Below are 16,184 nucleotides of genomic sequence, written 5' to 3'. Positions count from 1 at the left end.
CCTCTCGACGCGTGCCGTAACGCTCAGACCGTGTGCGCGCTGAGCGCGCCCACACCGTGCGTCAACTCGCCGCCGCCCAGCGCCGCCGGGCCCGACTCACGCACCGCCAACGGCCAATGCGTGACCTGTGCCGCCAACTGACGATACGCGATCGCCGCCGGCGCCATCGGAAACGCATCCACAACGGTGCGCGCGAGCTGCCGCGCCCGCACGACCTGGCGGTCCGCCGGTACGTGACCGGCCAGCTCCAGCGATACCGCCAGATAACGACTCGCCGTCGTGGCCAGATTGCGGCACACGACGCGCGCCTCCATATCCTCCGCCCGGTTCACCACCACCCGGAACTGCGCCAGCGCATATTCGAAATGCGCCCGCTTGATCCACGAATACGCCCCCGTGATCGATGCCGGCTCGCGCCCCAGCACCACCAGCACGTCGTGCGCATGCGCCGCGAGCGGACTGAGCAGCGCACCCGCATGCGTGCAGTCGATGACCACCACGTCCGGTTCCCCCATCGTCAGCAGCGGCAATGCGCGCGCCGGATCGATGCGCTCGGGATGCCGGTGCGCGACCGGCACCAACGCCACGTTATCGCGCGTGGATACCCGAATCGACTCCGGTGCGACCCGCCCCACGAGCACGTCGTGAATGTCGCCTCTCAACGGCAGGCCCAGCGCCGGCGCGGCGTGACCGCTCTCGTCGGCCAGCACCACATCCTGACCATGATGGGCCAGCGCGCTGGCCAGATTCAGGGCAACACTCGTCTGACCGGCTTCAGGCGTACTTCCCACCACCGCGACGATGCGCGTGGCATGGCGCGCCACGAGCCGGCGCAGTCCCTCCGCTTGATCGAGTACGAGTTTAACCAAAGCAGGCCTCGCCTGAAGGTTGCGCGGGCGCGAACAACCCGCTGTAGTTGGGATCGACCCCGCGCACCACGGCCGGCAAGTCCTCTTCGGCCGGCACGAACGGCGAGCCGGTCACCGGCGCCGAGAGCGCCGTCTCGATCAGGAATTGCTTGTCGGCCACGTGCAGGTTCTCGGGCACCCGCTGTCCCGTGGAGACGTAATGCACCGGCAACCGGTGACGAATGACCGTGTCGAGCACCGATCCCAGGTTGGTCGTCTCGTCGAGTTTCGTCAGGATACACCCGGCCAGATCGCCGCCCCCCTCCGCGCTCGCGCTGCGATAGGCATGCACGACTTCGTTGAGCGTGTCGCCGTGACTCGTGGCGTTGAGCAGCAGCAGTCGCTGCACCGGCGTTTCCGCTCCGCACAGCATCGCCACCTGCTCGGGCACGGTGCGATCGCGCTGGCTCATGCCCACCGTATCGATCAGCACCATGTGCTTGTTGCGCAGCTCGGTCAGCGCCAAACGCAGGTCAGTGGCGTCTTTCACCGCATGCACCGTCACGCCGAGAATCTTGCCGTAGATGCGAAGCTGCTCATGGCCGCCGATACGATAACTGTCGGTCGTGAGCAAGGCGAGCTTCTCGGCGCCATGACGCATCACGCAACGCGCCGCGAGCTTGGCCGTGGTCGTGGTCTTGCCAACGCCGGTCGGCCCCATCAGCGCATACACGCCACCGCGATCCATCAGTTCGTCTTCGTTCGGCATGACGGGCAGGTTGCGCGTGAGCGCGCTCTTGACCCATTCCAGACCGCTCTCGCGATCGCCGCCCTCGGGCAGATGCTCGAGCAACGCGCGACCCAGCTGCGCCGAAAAGCCGGCGGCAAGCAGCGTGCGCAGGATCTCGCCCTGCGCCGGCGAACGGCGTTGCTTGTCGTTCCAGACCAATCCGGCCACCTGCTCTTCGAGCAGACCGCGCATGGTCTGGAGCTCGCCCATCATGCTTTGCGCGAACGCGCTCGCCGCCGCGGCGTCGTGCGCGCCCATGACCGACGCTGCCGGCACGGCAGGCACGACCGGCGCGGCCTGACGTGGACGCGGACGATGCGTGGGCAGATCGCCGCTCGCTAGCACGTCCAGATCCTCCTCCGCCAACGCCACGATTTCCACGCCGTTGGCGACCGAGCGATTGGACAACACGACCGCATCGGGTCCGATTTCCTCGCGAATCTGGCGCAGTGCGTCGCGGCACGTGCCCGCAAAGAATTTCCGAATCTTCACGCTTGACCTCCGATGAGTGCCGTCATTTTCACGTTGCGTGTGTCAGGCACTTCCGCATACGACAAAACCTTGAGCTGCGGCAGGCTGCGGCGCAGGAAGCGCGAGAGCAGCGAACGCAGCGGATGTTGAACCAGCAAGACGGGTGGCAAGCCCTGTCGCTCCTGACGCGACACGGCAGCCTGGGTTTCGCGCAGCAACGTGTCCGCGAGGCCCGGCTCGAGACCGGTACCGCCGCCGGCGGACAACGCCTGCGTGAGAATGCGTTCGAGATTGGCGTCGAGCCCCACCACTTCGAGATCGCCGTTGCCCGGGAACACGCTCTGCGTGATCGCCCGGCCCAGCGACAGGCGCACCAGCGCCGTGAGTTCGTAGGGATCCTGCACGCGCGCGCCGTGCTCGGCGATGGTGTCGATGATGGTGCGCATGTCGCGAATCGGCACCTGCTCCTCGAGCAGGTTCTGCAGCACCTTCTGAAGCGTGGTGAGCGCGATCGTCTTGGGCACCAGGTCTTCGATGAGCTTCGGCGCGTCCTTGCCGATGCGCTCGATGAGCTGCTGCACTTCCTGACGGCCGAGCAGTTCGTGGGCGTGCGCGTTGATCAGGTGATTCAGGTGCGTGGCCACCACGGTGCCCGCATCGACCACGGTGTAGCCATACGCCTGCGCCTGATCGCGCTGGCCCACGTCGATCCACGTGGCGGGCAGGCCGAAAGCCGGATCGCGCGTGGGCGTGCCCTGCAGCGGCGCGCTGACCTGCCCCGGATCGATCGCGAGCAGCTGTCCCGGATAGGCGTCGCCCTCGCCGATGATCACGCCCTTTAGCGTGATTCGATACTGGTTCGGGCGCAGCTCCAGATTGTCGCGAATATGCACCACCGGAGCCAGGAAGCCGATCTCCTGCGCGAACTTCTTGCGAATGCCCTTGATGCGCTTGAGCAATTCCCCGTCCTGGTTGCGGTCGACCAGCGGAATCAGGCGATAGCCGACTTCGAGCCCCAGCGGATCGACGAGCGCCACGTCGTCCCACGACGCCTCGGCCACTTCGGCCGGCGTGGATGCGGCCACCGGCGTCGGACGCACGGCCTGTTGCCTGGCGGCTTCCGCACGGCGGAACTGCCAGCGGGCCAACGCGCCCAGGCCGACGGCCAGCAGCAGGAAGGCGAAGTGCGGCATGCCCGGAATCAGTCCCATCAGGCCGAGAATCGCCGCCGTGATGCCCAGCACGCGAGGATTGCTGAACAGCTGCGAGACGACCTGCTGGCCGACGTCTTCGTCGGTCGCGACGCGCGAGACCACCACACCGGCGGCCGTCGAGATCACCAGCGCCGGGATCTGCGCGACGAGACCGTCACCGATGGTCAGCAGCGTGTAATTCTTCGCCGCCGTGGCCAGATCGAGATTGTGTTGCACCACCCCCACGATCAGGCCGCCGATGATGTTGATGAGCATGATCAGCAGGCCGGCGACAGCATCGCCGCGCACGAACTTCGACGCACCGTCCATCGAGCCGTAGAAGTCGGCTTCCTGGGCGATCACCGCGCGGCGCTTGCGTGCCTCCTCCTCGCCGATGAGACCGGCGTTCAGATCGGCGTCGATGGCCATCTGCTTGCCGGGCATGGCGTCGAGTGTGAAGCGCGCGCCGACTTCGGCGATACGCCCGGCGCCCTTCGTGATCACCATGAAGTTGATGACCACGAGGATGATGAACACCACGATACCGACGGCATAGTTGCCGCCCACGAGGAAGTGGCCGAAGGCCTCGATGACCTTGCCGGCGGCGTCGGGGCCGGTGTGACCTTCGAGCAGCACCACGCGGGTGGACGCCACGTTCAGCGACAGACGCAGCAGCGTGGAGAACAGCAGCACGCTCGGGAACGCCGCGAAGTCGAGCGGCTTTTGCGTGTACATGCTCACGAGCAGCACCATCACCGACAGGGCGATGTTGAACGTGAACAGCAGATCCAGGATGAACGGCGGCAACGGCAGGATCATCATGCCCAGAATCATGATGATCAGCACCGGGGCGGCCAGCGACTTCAGGTTGCCGCCGAGGAGCAGTTGCGACGAGCGCAGCAGCTGGTTCGCGCGAGGGTTCAGGTTCATTCGTTACACTCGTTTCGGCCCGCCGCGCCGCGGCGCGTCGAGCTCGACCGGCACCGGCAGGTCCGACGGGGTGCGCGGCTCGGCCCCCCCCTCGGTACGCCAGCGGCGAAGCTGGAACACCCACGCCAGGACTTCGGCCACGGCCGTGTACAGGGTGGCGGGGATTTCATGGCCGATCTCCACGTGACGATGCAGCGCGCGGGCGAGCGGCGGAGCCTCGAGAATCGGAATGTTGTGCTCGGCGCCCATCTCGCGGATGCGCTGTGCGACGAGATCGACGCCCTTGGCGAGCACGCGCGGCGCGCGCATGTTGTCCTTGTATTCCAGGGCGACGGCAAAATGCGTCGGGTTGGTCACGATCACGTCGGCCTTGGGCACGTCCTGCATCATGCGACGGCGCGCCGCCTGGCGCTGCAACTGTCGGATATGCGCCTTGAGGTGCGGATCGCCCTCGGATTCCTTGTTCTCCTGCCGCACTTCCTCTTTGGTCATGCGCAGCTTCTTGTAGTGCTGCCAGAGCTGGTATGGCACGTCGATCGCCGCCACCAGCAGCAGCGACGCCACGATGAACGCGCAGCACACCACGATCATCTCGCCCACATACGGCAGCGCCGCGCGCGGCGACTGGGTCATCAGCCCCATCACGGCGTCCTTGTCACGCGCGATGGCCCAGTAGGCCACGGCGCCGACCAGCAGCGTCTTTGCCACGGCCTTGACGAGTTCGACGAGCCCCTGCGTCGAGAACATGCGCCCCAGCCCCTTGAGGGGGTTCAGGCGGCCGAAGTTGGGCGCGAGCGATTGGGTGGTGAACAGCCAGCCGCCCAGCGCCATCGGGGCGACGATCGCGGCAATGACCAGCACGGCAAACAGCGGCGCGATGGTCATCAGGGCGTCGGCGCCGGAATGCGCGGCATAGGACAGCATGCGGCGGGTGTCCATGGCGGTGCCCGGCTCGAACTGCATGCCGCGGCGCATGAGCTGGCCGAAGCCCTGCGAGATCCGGTCGGCCGTCATCCAGAGACCGGCGACCCCGGCCGCCAGCAAAGCGAACGTGGAAAGCTCGCGCGAACGCGCAACCTGCCCCTCCTCGCGCGCCTTTTCAAGGCGCCGAGGGGACGCTGGTTCCGACTTTTCGAGATCGCTATCCTCAGCCATGCCCTATCCACAACGGGCGGACGAACCCACCCTATCGCGACCGATTATGGCCGTAACGGTCAAGTCACAAAGGGGGGAATAGAGGCGGGATTGGGCGGTATTTCACGCCGGCGGTGAAAATAGCGTCGCGAGGCGCCCGGCGCCGGACCCGCCGACGCGGGCCGGCGGGTCCGGGGCGGGTCGGCCTCAGAAGCCGAGACTCGCGAGCAGGTCGTCGACCTGCTCCTGATCGGACACGATATCCGTACGGCCTTCCTTCTTGATCTGCGGACCGTTGAGCAGGGAATCTTCCGCTTCCTTGCGCTTCTCGGGCGGCATGTTCTCGAGCAGCGTCTGGATCAGATGCTTTTCGATTTCCTGCACCACTTCCATGACTTTCTTGATGACCTGTCCGGTCAGATCCTGAAAGTCCTGCGCCATCATGATTTCCATCAGGTGGTTGTTGGTCGCGCGGGTGTCGTCGGGCACGCGGCGCAGGTAGGTTCGCGTCTCCTGAACGAGCTCGCGCGCGTCGTCGAGCTCGAGCGGCTGGTCGAACCACCTGGCCCAGCGCGCGTCGAGCGCGGTGGCGTCCGCTTCGAGACGGTCCTGAATGGGCTTGGCCAGTTCGATGGCCGTGAGCGCGCGAACGGCCGCCTGCTCGGTCATCGACGCCACATAGTTCAAACGGTCGCGGGCATCGGGAATCGCCTCGGCCGCCTGCTCGAGTTGCTTGTCCAGCCCGAGTTCGCGCAGATTGTCGCGCAACATGCGCGTGAGCTGCCCGATTCGCATGAGCATGCGCTCGGCCGGGTCGGCTTCACCGGTCACGTAAGCGGCGTCGGGCTCGCCCGGCCATTCAGTGCTCGCGTCGTGGGTCACGCTCAGGCCCCCGTTTTTTCCATTTTCTCGAAGATCTTGCCGAGCTTTTCGTCGAGGGTGGCGGCCGTGAACGGCTTGACCACGTACCCGCTCGCGCCGGCCTGGGCGGCGGCGATGATGTTTTCCTTCTTGGCTTCGGCCGTCACCATCAGCACGGGGAGCTTCGAGAGGTTCGGGTCGGCGCGGATCTGCTGGAGCATCGTCAGGCCGTCCATGTTCGGCATGTTCCAGTCCGAGACCACGAATTCGAAATTGCCGCCACGCAGTTTGGCCAGGGCGGCCGCGCCGTCTTCCGCTTCATCGACATTGGAGAAGCCGAGCTCCTTGAGCAGATTTCGCACAATGCGTCGCATCGTCGGAAAATCGTCGACGACCAGGAATTTCATGTTCTTGTCTACCATCATCACTCCAATTCTGCCGACATCCCGCTGGGATGCCGGCGATATTCACGGGCAATATCCGCCATCACTCAGTGCCCTGAGTGTGCTCGCAATCCGAGGCGAAGCATACGGCGAAAAGGTGCCAAAAAGGCGTCCTACTATACCCGTTGCGTGCGTTCGCCAAATTTCGCGACCTGATGAAGCACTTTGCGCGCCATTTCGTGCAGCGGGACCACTTCTTCCGCACCGCCCATCGCGATGGCCTCGCGCGGCATGCCGAACACGATGCAGCTCGCTTCGTCCTGGGCGAACGTGTAGGCGCCGGCGCGGCGCATCTCGACCAGTCCGGCCGCACCGTCGCGTCCCATGCCCGTGAGGATCACCCCGATCGCGTTGCGCCCGGCGTGCACCGCCGCGGAGCGAAAGAGTACATCGACCGATGGCCGATGTCGATTCACCGGCGGGGCCGGGTCGAGCAACGCCACGTAGTTCGCACCGCTGCGCGAGAGCTGCAGGTGCGTGTCCCCGCCCGGGGCAATGTACGCGTGCCCCGGCAACACCCGCTCGCCGTGCTCGGCTTCCTTCACGGTGATGCGGCAAAGCCCGTTCAGGCGTTGTGCGAACGACTTCGTGAAGCCCGCCGGCATGTGCTGTGTGATGAGAATCGCCGGTGCATCGGGCGGCATCGGCACGAGCACTTCGCGAATCGCTTCGGTGCCCCCTGTCGACGCGCCGATGATGATCAGCTTCTCGGTCGACACCAGCGGGTTGCGCAGCATCGGGGCGGCCTCGACCGGCGCGGGCGCCGCGCTCTTGGGCGGGGCGCTGCGCACGCGGGCGCGGGCCGCCGCGCGAATCTTGTCGGCGATCATCTCGCCGTATTCGAGCATGCCGTCGCGAATGCCCAGACGCGGCTTCGTCACGAAATCCACCGCGCCGAGTTCTAGCGCGCGCAGCGTGACCTCCGAGCCGCGCTCGGTGAGCGACGACACCATGAGCACCGGCATCGGCCGCAGACGCATGAGCTTCTCGAGGAAGTCCAGGCCGTCCATGCGCGGCATTTCGACGTCGAGCGTGAGCACGTCCGGGTTGTGTTGCTTGATCAGGTCGCGCGCCACGAGCGGGTCGGGTGCGGTCGCCACGACGGTCATGTCCGGTTGTGCATTGATGATCTCGGTCATCAGGCTGCGCACGAGTGCGGAATCGTCCACGCACAGGACTTTGATTGGTTCGCTCAAGCCTCCTCCATTTGTCGGTTGTCAGGCCCCGGCCGAGGCTTGGCATTTCTGGCCGGTGGCGCAAAGAGTTCTACGGAACCCCGTACTTCGCGTGCGCGCAAACGCTGCGCGTACGCCTGTTCGCGCTGGACGATGGCCGGATCTCCCCGGTCGCCCAGCTTCTTGACCATCACCCGCCCGGTGCGCGGCAGAAAGCACACCTTGCGCGGATGGGGTCCGAGCAGATCCTGCGCAGTTACGCGAATCTGCTCCATCTCGAGATAGCGCAACACGAAATTCGCGTTGCGATCGCCGATGTTCAGTGTGGTCATGCCCGCGAGCACCGCACCGCCGCCGAAGACTTTCGCCTCGAGACGTTCACGTCGCGCGCCGAGCTTGATCAGCTCGTTGATGAGCATTTCCATGGCGTAGGCGCCATAGCGCATTGACGCCGAGAGAATGCGCTCGCGCTCGCTCTCGCCGTCGTCGGGCAGCATGAAGTGATTCATGCCGCCGATGCCGGTGACCGTGTCGCGCACGCACGCCGCCACGCACGAGCCAAGCACCGTCACGAGCATGATGTCTTCGGTCGTGACGAAATACTCGGACGGCAACAGCTTGACCGCCGGCGTATTGAACTGGTTGTCGAAGTAATGGTTGGTCGCGAGAGCTTCCGCCAGTGGCTGCGCCATATCAAGCTCCCCGTGCGCCCGCGCCTGCCAGTTCGTACACGGTCTGCCCCCGCAGACGGAACGCCCGGCTCACGTAGGTGAAGTTCTCGGAATGGCCCGCGAAGAGCAGGCCGTCCGGCTTGAGCAAGGGCACGAAGCGCTCGAGAATGCGCGCCTGCGTGGCCTTGTCGAAATAGATCATCACGTTGCGACAGAAAATCACGTCGAACGGACCGCCGATCTGCCACGACGGCGCGAGCAGATTCAGCGGCTCGAACGTCACAAGTTGCTGCAGCTCCGGGCGCACCTTGATCTTGCCCGCATTCGCGCCGGTGCCGCGCAGGAAGTGGCGGCGCAACTGCTCCTGCGTGAGTTTGCCGGTCTGCTCGCCGTTGTAGACCGCTGCCGACGCTCGCGCGAGCACCTGCGTGTCGACATCGGTGGCCAGCACGCTCGCGTTCGGACGCGTGCCCAGCGTATCGACCAGCGTCATCGCGATGGAATACGGCTCCTCGCCCGTCGACGCCGCGCAGCACCAGATCGAGATCGGCTTGGCGCGGTTGCGCACGAAATCGGCCAGCAGAGGGAAGTGGTGCGACTCGCGGAAGAACGATGTGAGGTTCGTGGTCAGCGCGTTGGTGAACGACTCCCACTCGGCGTCGCCGGTATCGGCCTCGAGCATGTCGAGATATTCGGTGAAGCTCGTCATGCCAAGCGCACGCAGGCGTCGCGCGATCCGGCTGTACACCATCTCGCGCTTGTGCTCCGCCAGGGCGATCCCCGCGCGTTGATAGATCAGATTTCGGATGCGGCCGAAGTCGGCCAGCGAGAATGAGAAATCGCGCTCGCCCGAGAGGGCCGCACCGCTGGCGCGCGCGAATTCCGCGCTGCGCGAGCCGCCATCGTCCGCGCCGGCGCCCACGGCCCCCCGACGCGAGAACGGTACGTTGTTGCGCGAATCAGTCATGGTCGCTCACTCAGGCGGCGCGCGCCAATGTCGGCGCCGGGTCGCGATGTGCGCTTCGCATTGCATGCACATTGCCGCCCGTGCCGGTGTTGCCGGTCTGGAATACCGATACGGCTACACGCAGGTCATGGGCCTGCGACTCCATCGCCGCGGCCGCAGCCGCGGCCTGCTCCACCAGCGCGGCGTTCTGCTGCGTGACTTCATCCATTTGCGCCACTGCGCGATTGACCTGCTCGATACCGCTCGACTGTTCGGCCGACGCCGCCGAGATCTCGCCCATGATGTCCGTCACGCGTTTGACCGCCTGCACGATCTCGTCCATGGTACGAGCCTGCTCGGCCACGAGCGCCGTGCCGTCCTGCACGCGGCGTGCCGAGTCTTCGATCAGCGCCTTGATTTCCTTGGCCGCTGCCGCGCTGCGTTGCGCCAGCGTGCGCACCTCGCCCGCCACCACCGCGAAGCCGCGCCCCTGCTCGCCCGCGCGCGCCGCTTCCACCGCGGCATTGAGCGCGAGAATGTTGGTCTGGAAGGCAATGCCGTCGATCACGGCGATGATGTCGACAATCTTGCTCGAGCTGCTGGAGATGCCGTCCATGGTCTCGCCGACCTGACCCGAGACCTGACCGCCGCGCAGGGCGATCTCCGAGGCATTGACGGCGAGCTGGCTCGCCTGGCGCGCGTTGTCGGCGTTCTGCTTGACGGTCGCCGTGAGCTGTTCCATCGACGAGGCGGTTTCTTCCAGCGAGGCGGCCTGCTGTTCGGTGCGTGCCGACAGATCCGTGTTACCCGCCGCGATCTCGTGTGCGGCCGTGGTGATCGACTCGGTGCCCTGCCGAATCTGTCCGATGGTGTCGGCCAGCGTTTGCTGCATGCGCTGCATGGCGTAGAGCAGGCTCGTGGTGTCGCCCGGCGCCACCGTCACCGGACTGTGCAGATCGCCGCCGGCAATGCGATGCGCGATCTCCGACGCGTACTCGGGCTCGCCGCCGAGGCTGCGCTGAACGTTGCGGATGATCGCCATCATGGCGATCGTGACGACGATGCCGATCGCGAGCAACGCAATGCCATAGCGGGCCAACGTGGCGTAGAACGCCTCGTCCACGTCCTGCACGTAGACGCCGCTCATCAATCCCCAGTCCCACGGCGCGTAGTACTTCACGAACGAGACTTTCGCGAGGCGCTTCTCGCTGTTGGGCATGCGCCCGTAATACTCGACGAAGCCCGCCCCCTTCTCCTTGGCCACGCGGGCCATCTCGACGAAGAGCAGCTTGCCGTTCGAGTCCTTGTAGTTGGAGACGTCACGGTTCACCAGATCGGCGAGCGTCGGGTGCATGAGCACGACCGGCTTCGAATTGAAGATGACCAGATAGCCGCTGTCGCCGTAACGCATGGACTTGAGCCGCGCCATGGCCTGCTGCTTCGCCTCGTCGACACTGATCTTGCCCGCCGCCGCCTGTGCCGCGTAATCGCGCACGATGCCGTCGGCGCTCGTGACGATGTTTTCCACCGAAGCCCGCCGCTCCGTCATCATCGTGTCACGCTCGTGCCAGGCAGCCCAGCCGCCGAGAATCAACAGCCCCAGCCACATCAGCGCCAGCGCGGACCAGAGTTTTGCCTTGAGACTCAACTGCATCATGGTGTTACCTCCACTACCCACGCCCTGGCGCCGCATCGATGTGCGGCGCGCGAAGGCGCTTGTCTTACGATTGTTGCCACTTGCCGACACGTATCTCGCGAGTCCGGACCATGCCGGGCGGAACACGTGCACCGTTCCTGTAGGGTGTTGCCAGGGCGTCGCCCGCGCGACGCCCGTCACGCGATCAGAAGGTTTCCCAGTCGCCGTTTGCGTCGTCCGTGCCCGTGCGAGCGGCGGCCGGCGCGGCCGGTGCCGGCTTGCGCAGCGGCGCCGGGGCCGCCTTGGCCACTGGCGCCGGGCTCGGGGTCGCTGCCTGTGCGGCCGTGGCCGCCGGAGCGGCGGTGGCGGCCGACCGCTTCACCGCCGGGCGCGCAGCGGGCAGCGCCGCCAGCGCGGGCGCCGCATGGGCCGACGCTGCCTGCGACGCATCCAGACGGAACACCGAAACGACCGACTTCAGGCGGTTGGCCTGCTCTTCCATCGAACCGGCCGCCGCCGCGGCTTCCTCGACCAGCGCGGCATTCTGCTGCGTGACTTCGTCCATCTGGGTGATCGCGCGGTTGACCTGCTCGATGCCGCTCGACTGTTCGGCCGACGCCGCCGAGATCTCGCCCATGATGTCCGTCACGCGCTTGACCGCCTGCACGATCTCGCCCATCGTCTGACCTTGCTGGGCAACCAGGCCCGTGCCGTCCTGCACGCGGCGTGCCGAGTCTTCGATCAGCGCCTTGATTTCCTTGGCCGCCGCCGCGCTGCGTTGCGCCAGCGTGCGCACCTCGCCCGCCACCACCGCGAAACCGCGACCCTGCTCGCCCGCACGCGCTGCTTCCACCGCCGCGTTGAGCGCCAGGATGTTCGTTTGGAAGGCGATGCCGTCGATCACGCTGATGATGTCGACGATCTTGTTCGAGCTGCTGGAGATACCCTCCATGGTCTCGCCAACCTGGCTCGACACCTGACCACCGCGCATGGCGATCTCGGAAGCGTTGACCGCGAGCTGGCTGGCCTGGCGCGCGTTGTCGGCGTTCTGGCGAACCGTCGCCGTGAGTTGCTCCATCGACGAGGCGGTTTCTTCCAGCGAGGCAGCCTGCTGCTCGGTGCGCGCCGACAGATCGGTGTTGCCCGCGGCGATCTGCTGGGCGGCCGAGGTAATCGACTCGGTGCCGGAGCGCACTTCGGCCACCGTGCGCACAAGGCTTTCCTGCATGTGCTTCACGCCCTTGAACAGGCGGCCGGTCTCGGTGTCGTTCCACACGTCGATGCGTTGCGTGAGGTCGCCATTGGCGATCTTCTCGAAATGCTTGATCGCGTCGTCGATCGGGCCGACGATGGCGCGCGTGAGCGTGATCTGCGTAATCAAGCCGACGATCAGGCCCAGGCCCAGGCCGATGCCGACCATCCACATCACCATGGTGTAGCGTGTCTGGGCGGTCAGGTAACGCGATTCGGCTCGCTTGACCTGCAGGTCGGCCAGCGCGGTCATCGCCTTCGTGTAATCGGCGAACAGACGCGGCACGTCCATCACCGTCTTGGCGTGGAAGTCGGGGATGTCGCCGGATTCGATGGCCTTGAGTGCCGGAAGAATGCCCTCGTTGGTCACCTTGCCGCGAGCCGCAATCACGGCGTCGGCGAGCGGCTTCTCGCCCTCGCTCATCGGCAGCGCCGCGTAGGCGGCCCACGCATCGTCGGCTTTCTTGAGATTGGTGCGAACGCTCTCTATCGCCGTCTTGATCTCGGTCGGGTCGGCAATGAACTCGATGCGAGAGAGCGTCACACGCGCCGCCTGCGTCGAGATGGTGGTCTGCGCGAGCGAACGCGATGACGCCATGTCGTTGGAATAGATATCCTGCAACGAGGCGTTGCTCTGTCGCAGCGACACGAGGCCCACTGCGGCGCCGACGACCAGCAGCACCATGAAGAGTCCAAGCGCCAGCGTCAGCCGGGCCCGGATGGTGACATTCTTAAACATAACGACCTCTACCCCCTGAAGACCGGCTCACCGCCGGTGTACCCATTCCAACTTTCCGAATCAACGAACCGTCAAAATTCTTCCCAATCGCCCGGGTCGCTCGCCTTGGCGCCCGAAGCCACCCCCGCGGCCCCACCTGCCGAAGTCTTGCCGCGACGCTCCGCCAGTTGCAGCACCTGTGCGTCCGCGGCAGATGCTGCGGATGCGGCCGGTGCGGCGGGCGCCTGCGGACGGCGTGTGGCCGTGCGTGAAGCGCCGCCCCCCGCGCTCGCGCGGGCCGGCGCGGCGGCGGGCGCCGCCTGCGTTGCCACTGCGACGCTCTTTCCCTGATGCGCCTGATTGATCTGAGTCGTCTGCACCGCACGGGCGGACGAATGCGTCGCCGCTGCGCCGTGAGTCGCGCCCGCGGCGCCGGTCGCCCCGGCCGCCTTGAGGCTGTCGCCAACGCGGAACACCGATACGGCGTCGCGCAGTCGATGCGCCTGGTCTTCGAGCGAGCCGGCCGCTGCCGCGGCCTCCTCGACCAGCGCCGCGTTCTGCTGCGTGACTTCGTCCATCTGCGTCACGGCGCGATTGACCTGCTCGATACCGCTCGACTGTTCGGCCGACGCCGCCGAGATCTCGCCCATGATGTCCGTCACGCGTTGCACGGCCTGCACGATCTCGTCCATCGTCTTGCCGGCCTGCGCCACCAGCGCCGAGCCGTTTTCCACGCGCCCGACCGAGTCTTCGATCAGCACCTTGATTTCCTTGGCCGCCGCCGCGCTGCGTTGCGCCAGCGTGCGCACTTCGCCCGCCACCACCGCGAAGCCGCGCCCCTGCTCGCCCGCGCGCGCCGCTTCCACTGCGGCATTGAGCGCGAGAATATTGGTCTGGAAGGCAATGCCCTCGATCACGCTGATAATGTCGACGATCTTGTGCGAGCTCGACGAGATGCCCTGCATGGTGTCGACCACGTTGCCGACCACCTGGCCGCCGCGCGCGGCGATCTCCGAGGCATTGACGGCCAGCGCGCTCGCCTGTTTGGCGTTGTCGGCGTTCTGCTTGACCGTGGCCGTGAGCTCTTCCATCGACGACGCCGTCTGTTCGAGCGACGCGGCCTGCTGCTCCGTGCGGGCGGAAAGATCCGTATTGCCCGCCGCAATCTCTCGCGAGGCGATGTTGATCGAGTCGATGCCCTCGCGCACGTCCGAGACGATCGAGAGCAGGCTGTTCTTCATGACCGACAGCCCGAACAGCAATTGGCCGATCTCGTCCCGCCCCATGCTCTCGGCCCTGCCGGTCAGGTCGCCGGCGGCGATCTGCTTGGACATGGAGAGCGCGACGCGCAGCGGGTGATTGATCGCGCGCCGCAGGACGCTGCCGAGCAGGAACAGCACGACGATGCCGCCGACGACCGCGACGGCCGTCGCCACACGCACGATCGTGTGTTCCTTCTGCGCGTGCTGGTACAGATCGGTCGCCTGGGTGAGCTCCAGGCGCGTGAGCGCGTTGAGCTCGTCGCGCATCGGGCCGTACGCCGGCTTCACTTTCTCCAGATACGTTTGCTGGGCACCCTCGGCGGAGCCGGCGCGCAGCATCTCCACCGTCTGCAGAAGACCGTCGGTGGTGAACCGCTGGCGGATCACGTCGAATCGCTCGGCCTGCGCCCGTGTGCCCGGATCGGCCGTCTTCATGTATTCCGCCCATTGGCGGTTGAGTTCGTCGAGGCTGCTGGCAATTTCGTCGCCCGCGCGCTTCATCGCATCGAGGTTCGGGCTGCCCACGGCTTCGGCCACGAGCAACACGTCGCGGTCGAGCTTCTGTCCGATCGCACCCAGCGTAGCCACCGGCACCATGCCGTTCTGATACACCCTGAGCAGTTTGTCGTTGCTGCTCGACACCCCCCACAGGCCGAGACCGCCGACGAGCGCGAGCAAAATCGCGCCGAGCACGATGATGCCGGTCAGGCGCGCGCGCAGCGTGTCCAGCCGGATCTTGCGCAGCAGTGCGTGAATGCCGCCGCGCTCCACCTGTCCGCCGCGAATACGCAGGTTGCCCGCCTGGCCACTGCGAAAGCGCGCATAGACGGCTTCGGCCTGCGCCGTCGCACCGGCTGCCGGGCGCACCCGCACGGACGTATATCCCACGACCGCGCCGTTATCCATCGTGGGCGTGACCGTCGCCAGCACCCAGTAGAAGTCGCCGTTCTTGCGGCGATTCTTGACCAGCCCGGTCCAGGTATCGCCGCGCTTGACCGTTTCCCAGAGATCGCCGAACGCTTCGGGCGGCATGTCCGGATGGCGCACGATGTTGTGCGGCGACCCCAGCAATTCCTCACGCGAATAGCCGCTCACCTCCACGAAGGCGGGATTCGCATACGTGATCCGCCCCTTCAGATCCGTCCGTGAGATCAGGTACTGATGCTCGCCGATGACGAATTCGTTCTGGGTAACGGGCTGGTTATCGCGCACTTGCTCGGTCTCCGTGGACGTTGGGTGAATGGGTTATGTCTGTGAGGTGGCGCCGCGGGTGTCTCGTCCCGCGCCGACGTTCGACGTCATGTCGTCGGCGTCATCCGGTCGTTCAGCTCGCCAGACGCTCGATCAGCGCCATGTCCGAGCTGGTCATCAGCTTTTCGATATCCATCAGGATCAGCATGCGGCCTTCGACCGTGCCCAGCCCCGTGATGTACTCGGTGGCCAGTTGCGCGCCGAACTCGGGCGCCGGCTTGATTTCGCCGCGTGCGAGCGTCAGCACGTCGGACACGCCGTCGACCACCATGCCGACCACGCGCCCCGCCACGTTCAGGATGATCACGACCGTTTGCGTGTCGTACTCCACGCGCCCCAGTCGGAATTTGATGCGCATGTCCACGATCGGCACGATGATGCCGCGCAGATTGATCACGCCCTTGATGAAATCCGGCGCATTGGCGATGCGCGTGACGGCGTCGTAGCCGCGGATTTCCTGCACCTTCAGGATGTCGATGCCGTACTCCTCCTCACCGAGCGTGAAGACGAGAAATTCCTGACCGTCGCCATCGGTCTGCATCGCGCCGCCCTGGCGCGACACGGCGTGCTCTTGCGAAAGGTTGTCCATCTGACGCGTCTCCGA

13 protein-coding genes are annotated in these 16,184 nt (G+C 66.1%); all 13 read right to left on the bottom strand.

Features of this window, described 5'->3' with window-relative positions:
* Positions 1 to 23: 23 nt before the first annotated feature.
* Complete coding sequence (locus PMO31116_RS17500) at positions 24 to 869, bottom strand: MinD/ParA family ATP-binding protein (RefSeq protein WP_150567850.1); 846 nt, start codon at positions 867 to 869, stop codon at positions 24 to 26.
* The gene (flhF, locus tag PMO31116_RS17495; protein ID WP_150567849.1) at positions 862 to 2,130 is read right to left on the bottom strand and encodes a flagellar biosynthesis GTPase FlhF; all 1,269 of its coding nucleotides are present in this window, start codon (positions 2,128 to 2,130) and stop codon (positions 862 to 864) included. Before flhF ends, PMO31116_RS17500 begins: the two co-directional genes overlap by 8 nt.
* Positions 2,127 to 4,232: a flagellar biosynthesis protein FlhA gene (gene flhA / locus PMO31116_RS17490; RefSeq protein WP_145864844.1), complete on the bottom strand. Its 2,106-nt coding sequence runs from the start codon at positions 4,230 to 4,232 to the stop codon at positions 2,127 to 2,129. The genes flhF and flhA overlap by 4 nt, the downstream gene beginning before the upstream one ends.
* Positions 4,233 to 4,235: 3 nt before the next feature.
* Positions 4,236 to 5,387 carry a flagellar biosynthesis protein FlhB gene (gene flhB / locus PMO31116_RS17485; protein WP_150567848.1) on the bottom strand — a complete coding sequence of 384 codons (1,152 nt, stop codon included), beginning with the start codon at positions 5,385 to 5,387 and terminating at the stop codon, positions 4,236 to 4,238.
* A gap of 186 nt (positions 5,388 to 5,573) precedes the next feature.
* On the bottom strand, positions 5,574 to 6,197 hold the full coding sequence (gene cheZ, locus PMO31116_RS17480) for a protein phosphatase CheZ (RefSeq protein ID WP_281350162.1): 624 nt from the start codon (positions 6,195 to 6,197) through the stop codon (positions 5,574 to 5,576).
* Between the two features lie 53 nt (positions 6,198 to 6,250).
* Positions 6,251 to 6,649 carry a chemotaxis response regulator CheY gene (cheY, locus tag PMO31116_RS17475; protein ID WP_039413638.1) on the bottom strand — a complete coding sequence of 133 codons (399 nt, stop codon included), beginning with the start codon at positions 6,647 to 6,649 and terminating at the stop codon, positions 6,251 to 6,253.
* Positions 6,650 to 6,786: 137 nt separating this feature from the next.
* The gene (locus PMO31116_RS17470) at positions 6,787 to 7,866 is read right to left on the bottom strand and encodes a protein-glutamate methylesterase/protein-glutamine glutaminase (RefSeq protein WP_150567846.1); all 1,080 of its coding nucleotides are present in this window, start codon (positions 7,864 to 7,866) and stop codon (positions 6,787 to 6,789) included.
* Entirely contained in the window at positions 7,863 to 8,537 is a 675-nt protein-coding gene (gene cheD / locus PMO31116_RS17465) for a chemoreceptor glutamine deamidase CheD (RefSeq protein ID WP_023872636.1), read from the bottom strand. Before cheD ends, PMO31116_RS17470 begins: the two co-directional genes overlap by 4 nt.
* 1 nt (position 8,538) lies before the next feature.
* Entirely contained in the window at positions 8,539 to 9,483 is a 945-nt protein-coding gene (locus PMO31116_RS17460) for a CheR family methyltransferase (RefSeq protein WP_150567845.1), read from the bottom strand.
* Positions 9,484 to 9,493: 10 nt separating this feature from the next.
* Positions 9,494 to 11,119, bottom strand: a complete 1,626-nt coding sequence (locus PMO31116_RS17455; protein WP_150567844.1) for a methyl-accepting chemotaxis protein — start codon at positions 11,117 to 11,119, stop codon at positions 9,494 to 9,496.
* A 184-nt stretch (positions 11,120 to 11,303) separates the two neighbouring features.
* Entirely contained in the window at positions 11,304 to 13,088 is a 1,785-nt protein-coding gene (locus PMO31116_RS24300; protein WP_150567843.1) for a methyl-accepting chemotaxis protein, read from the bottom strand.
* A gap of 71 nt (positions 13,089 to 13,159) precedes the next feature.
* Positions 13,160 to 15,541: a methyl-accepting chemotaxis protein gene (locus PMO31116_RS24295; RefSeq protein WP_150567842.1), complete on the bottom strand. Its 2,382-nt coding sequence runs from the start codon at positions 15,539 to 15,541 to the stop codon at positions 13,160 to 13,162.
* 112 nt (positions 15,542 to 15,653) lie between these two features.
* Positions 15,654 to 16,169, bottom strand: a complete 516-nt coding sequence (locus PMO31116_RS17440; RefSeq protein ID WP_023598346.1) for a chemotaxis protein CheW — start codon at positions 16,167 to 16,169, stop codon at positions 15,654 to 15,656.
* Between the last annotated feature and the right edge of the window lie 15 nt (positions 16,170 to 16,184).

The sequence above is a fragment of the Pandoraea morbifera genome (genome assembly GCF_902459575.1).
Classification (GTDB): domain Bacteria; phylum Pseudomonadota; class Gammaproteobacteria; order Burkholderiales; family Burkholderiaceae; genus Pandoraea; species Pandoraea morbifera.
This window is presented reverse-complemented; position numbering and strand designations above follow the sequence as displayed.

Bases quoted from the DNA above. Each gene is read 5' to 3' on its own strand.
- flhA (WP_145864844.1), bottom strand. From the start codon at position 4,232: ATGAACCTGAACCCTCGCGCGAACCAGCTGCTGCGCTCGTCGCAACTG.
- flhB (WP_150567848.1), bottom strand. From the start codon at position 5,387: ATGGCTGAGGATAGCGATCTCGAAAAGTCGGAACCAGCGTCCCCTCGG.
- cheY (WP_039413638.1), bottom strand. From the start codon at position 6,649: ATGGTAGACAAGAACATGAAATTCCTGGTCGTCGACGATTTTCCGACG.
- cheD (WP_023872636.1), bottom strand. From the start codon at position 8,537: ATGGCGCAGCCACTGGCGGAAGCTCTCGCGACCAACCATTACTTCGAC.
- PMO31116_RS17460 (WP_150567845.1), bottom strand. From the start codon at position 9,483: ATGACTGATTCGCGCAACAACGTACCGTTCTCGCGTCGGGGGGCCGTG.
- PMO31116_RS17455 (WP_150567844.1), bottom strand. From the start codon at position 11,119: ATGATGCAGTTGAGTCTCAAGGCAAAACTCTGGTCCGCGCTGGCGCTG.
- PMO31116_RS24300 (WP_150567843.1), bottom strand. From the start codon at position 13,088: ATGTTTAAGAATGTCACCATCCGGGCCCGGCTGACGCTGGCGCTTGGA.
- PMO31116_RS17440 (WP_023598346.1), bottom strand. From the start codon at position 16,169: ATGGACAACCTTTCGCAAGAGCACGCCGTGTCGCGCCAGGGCGGCGCG.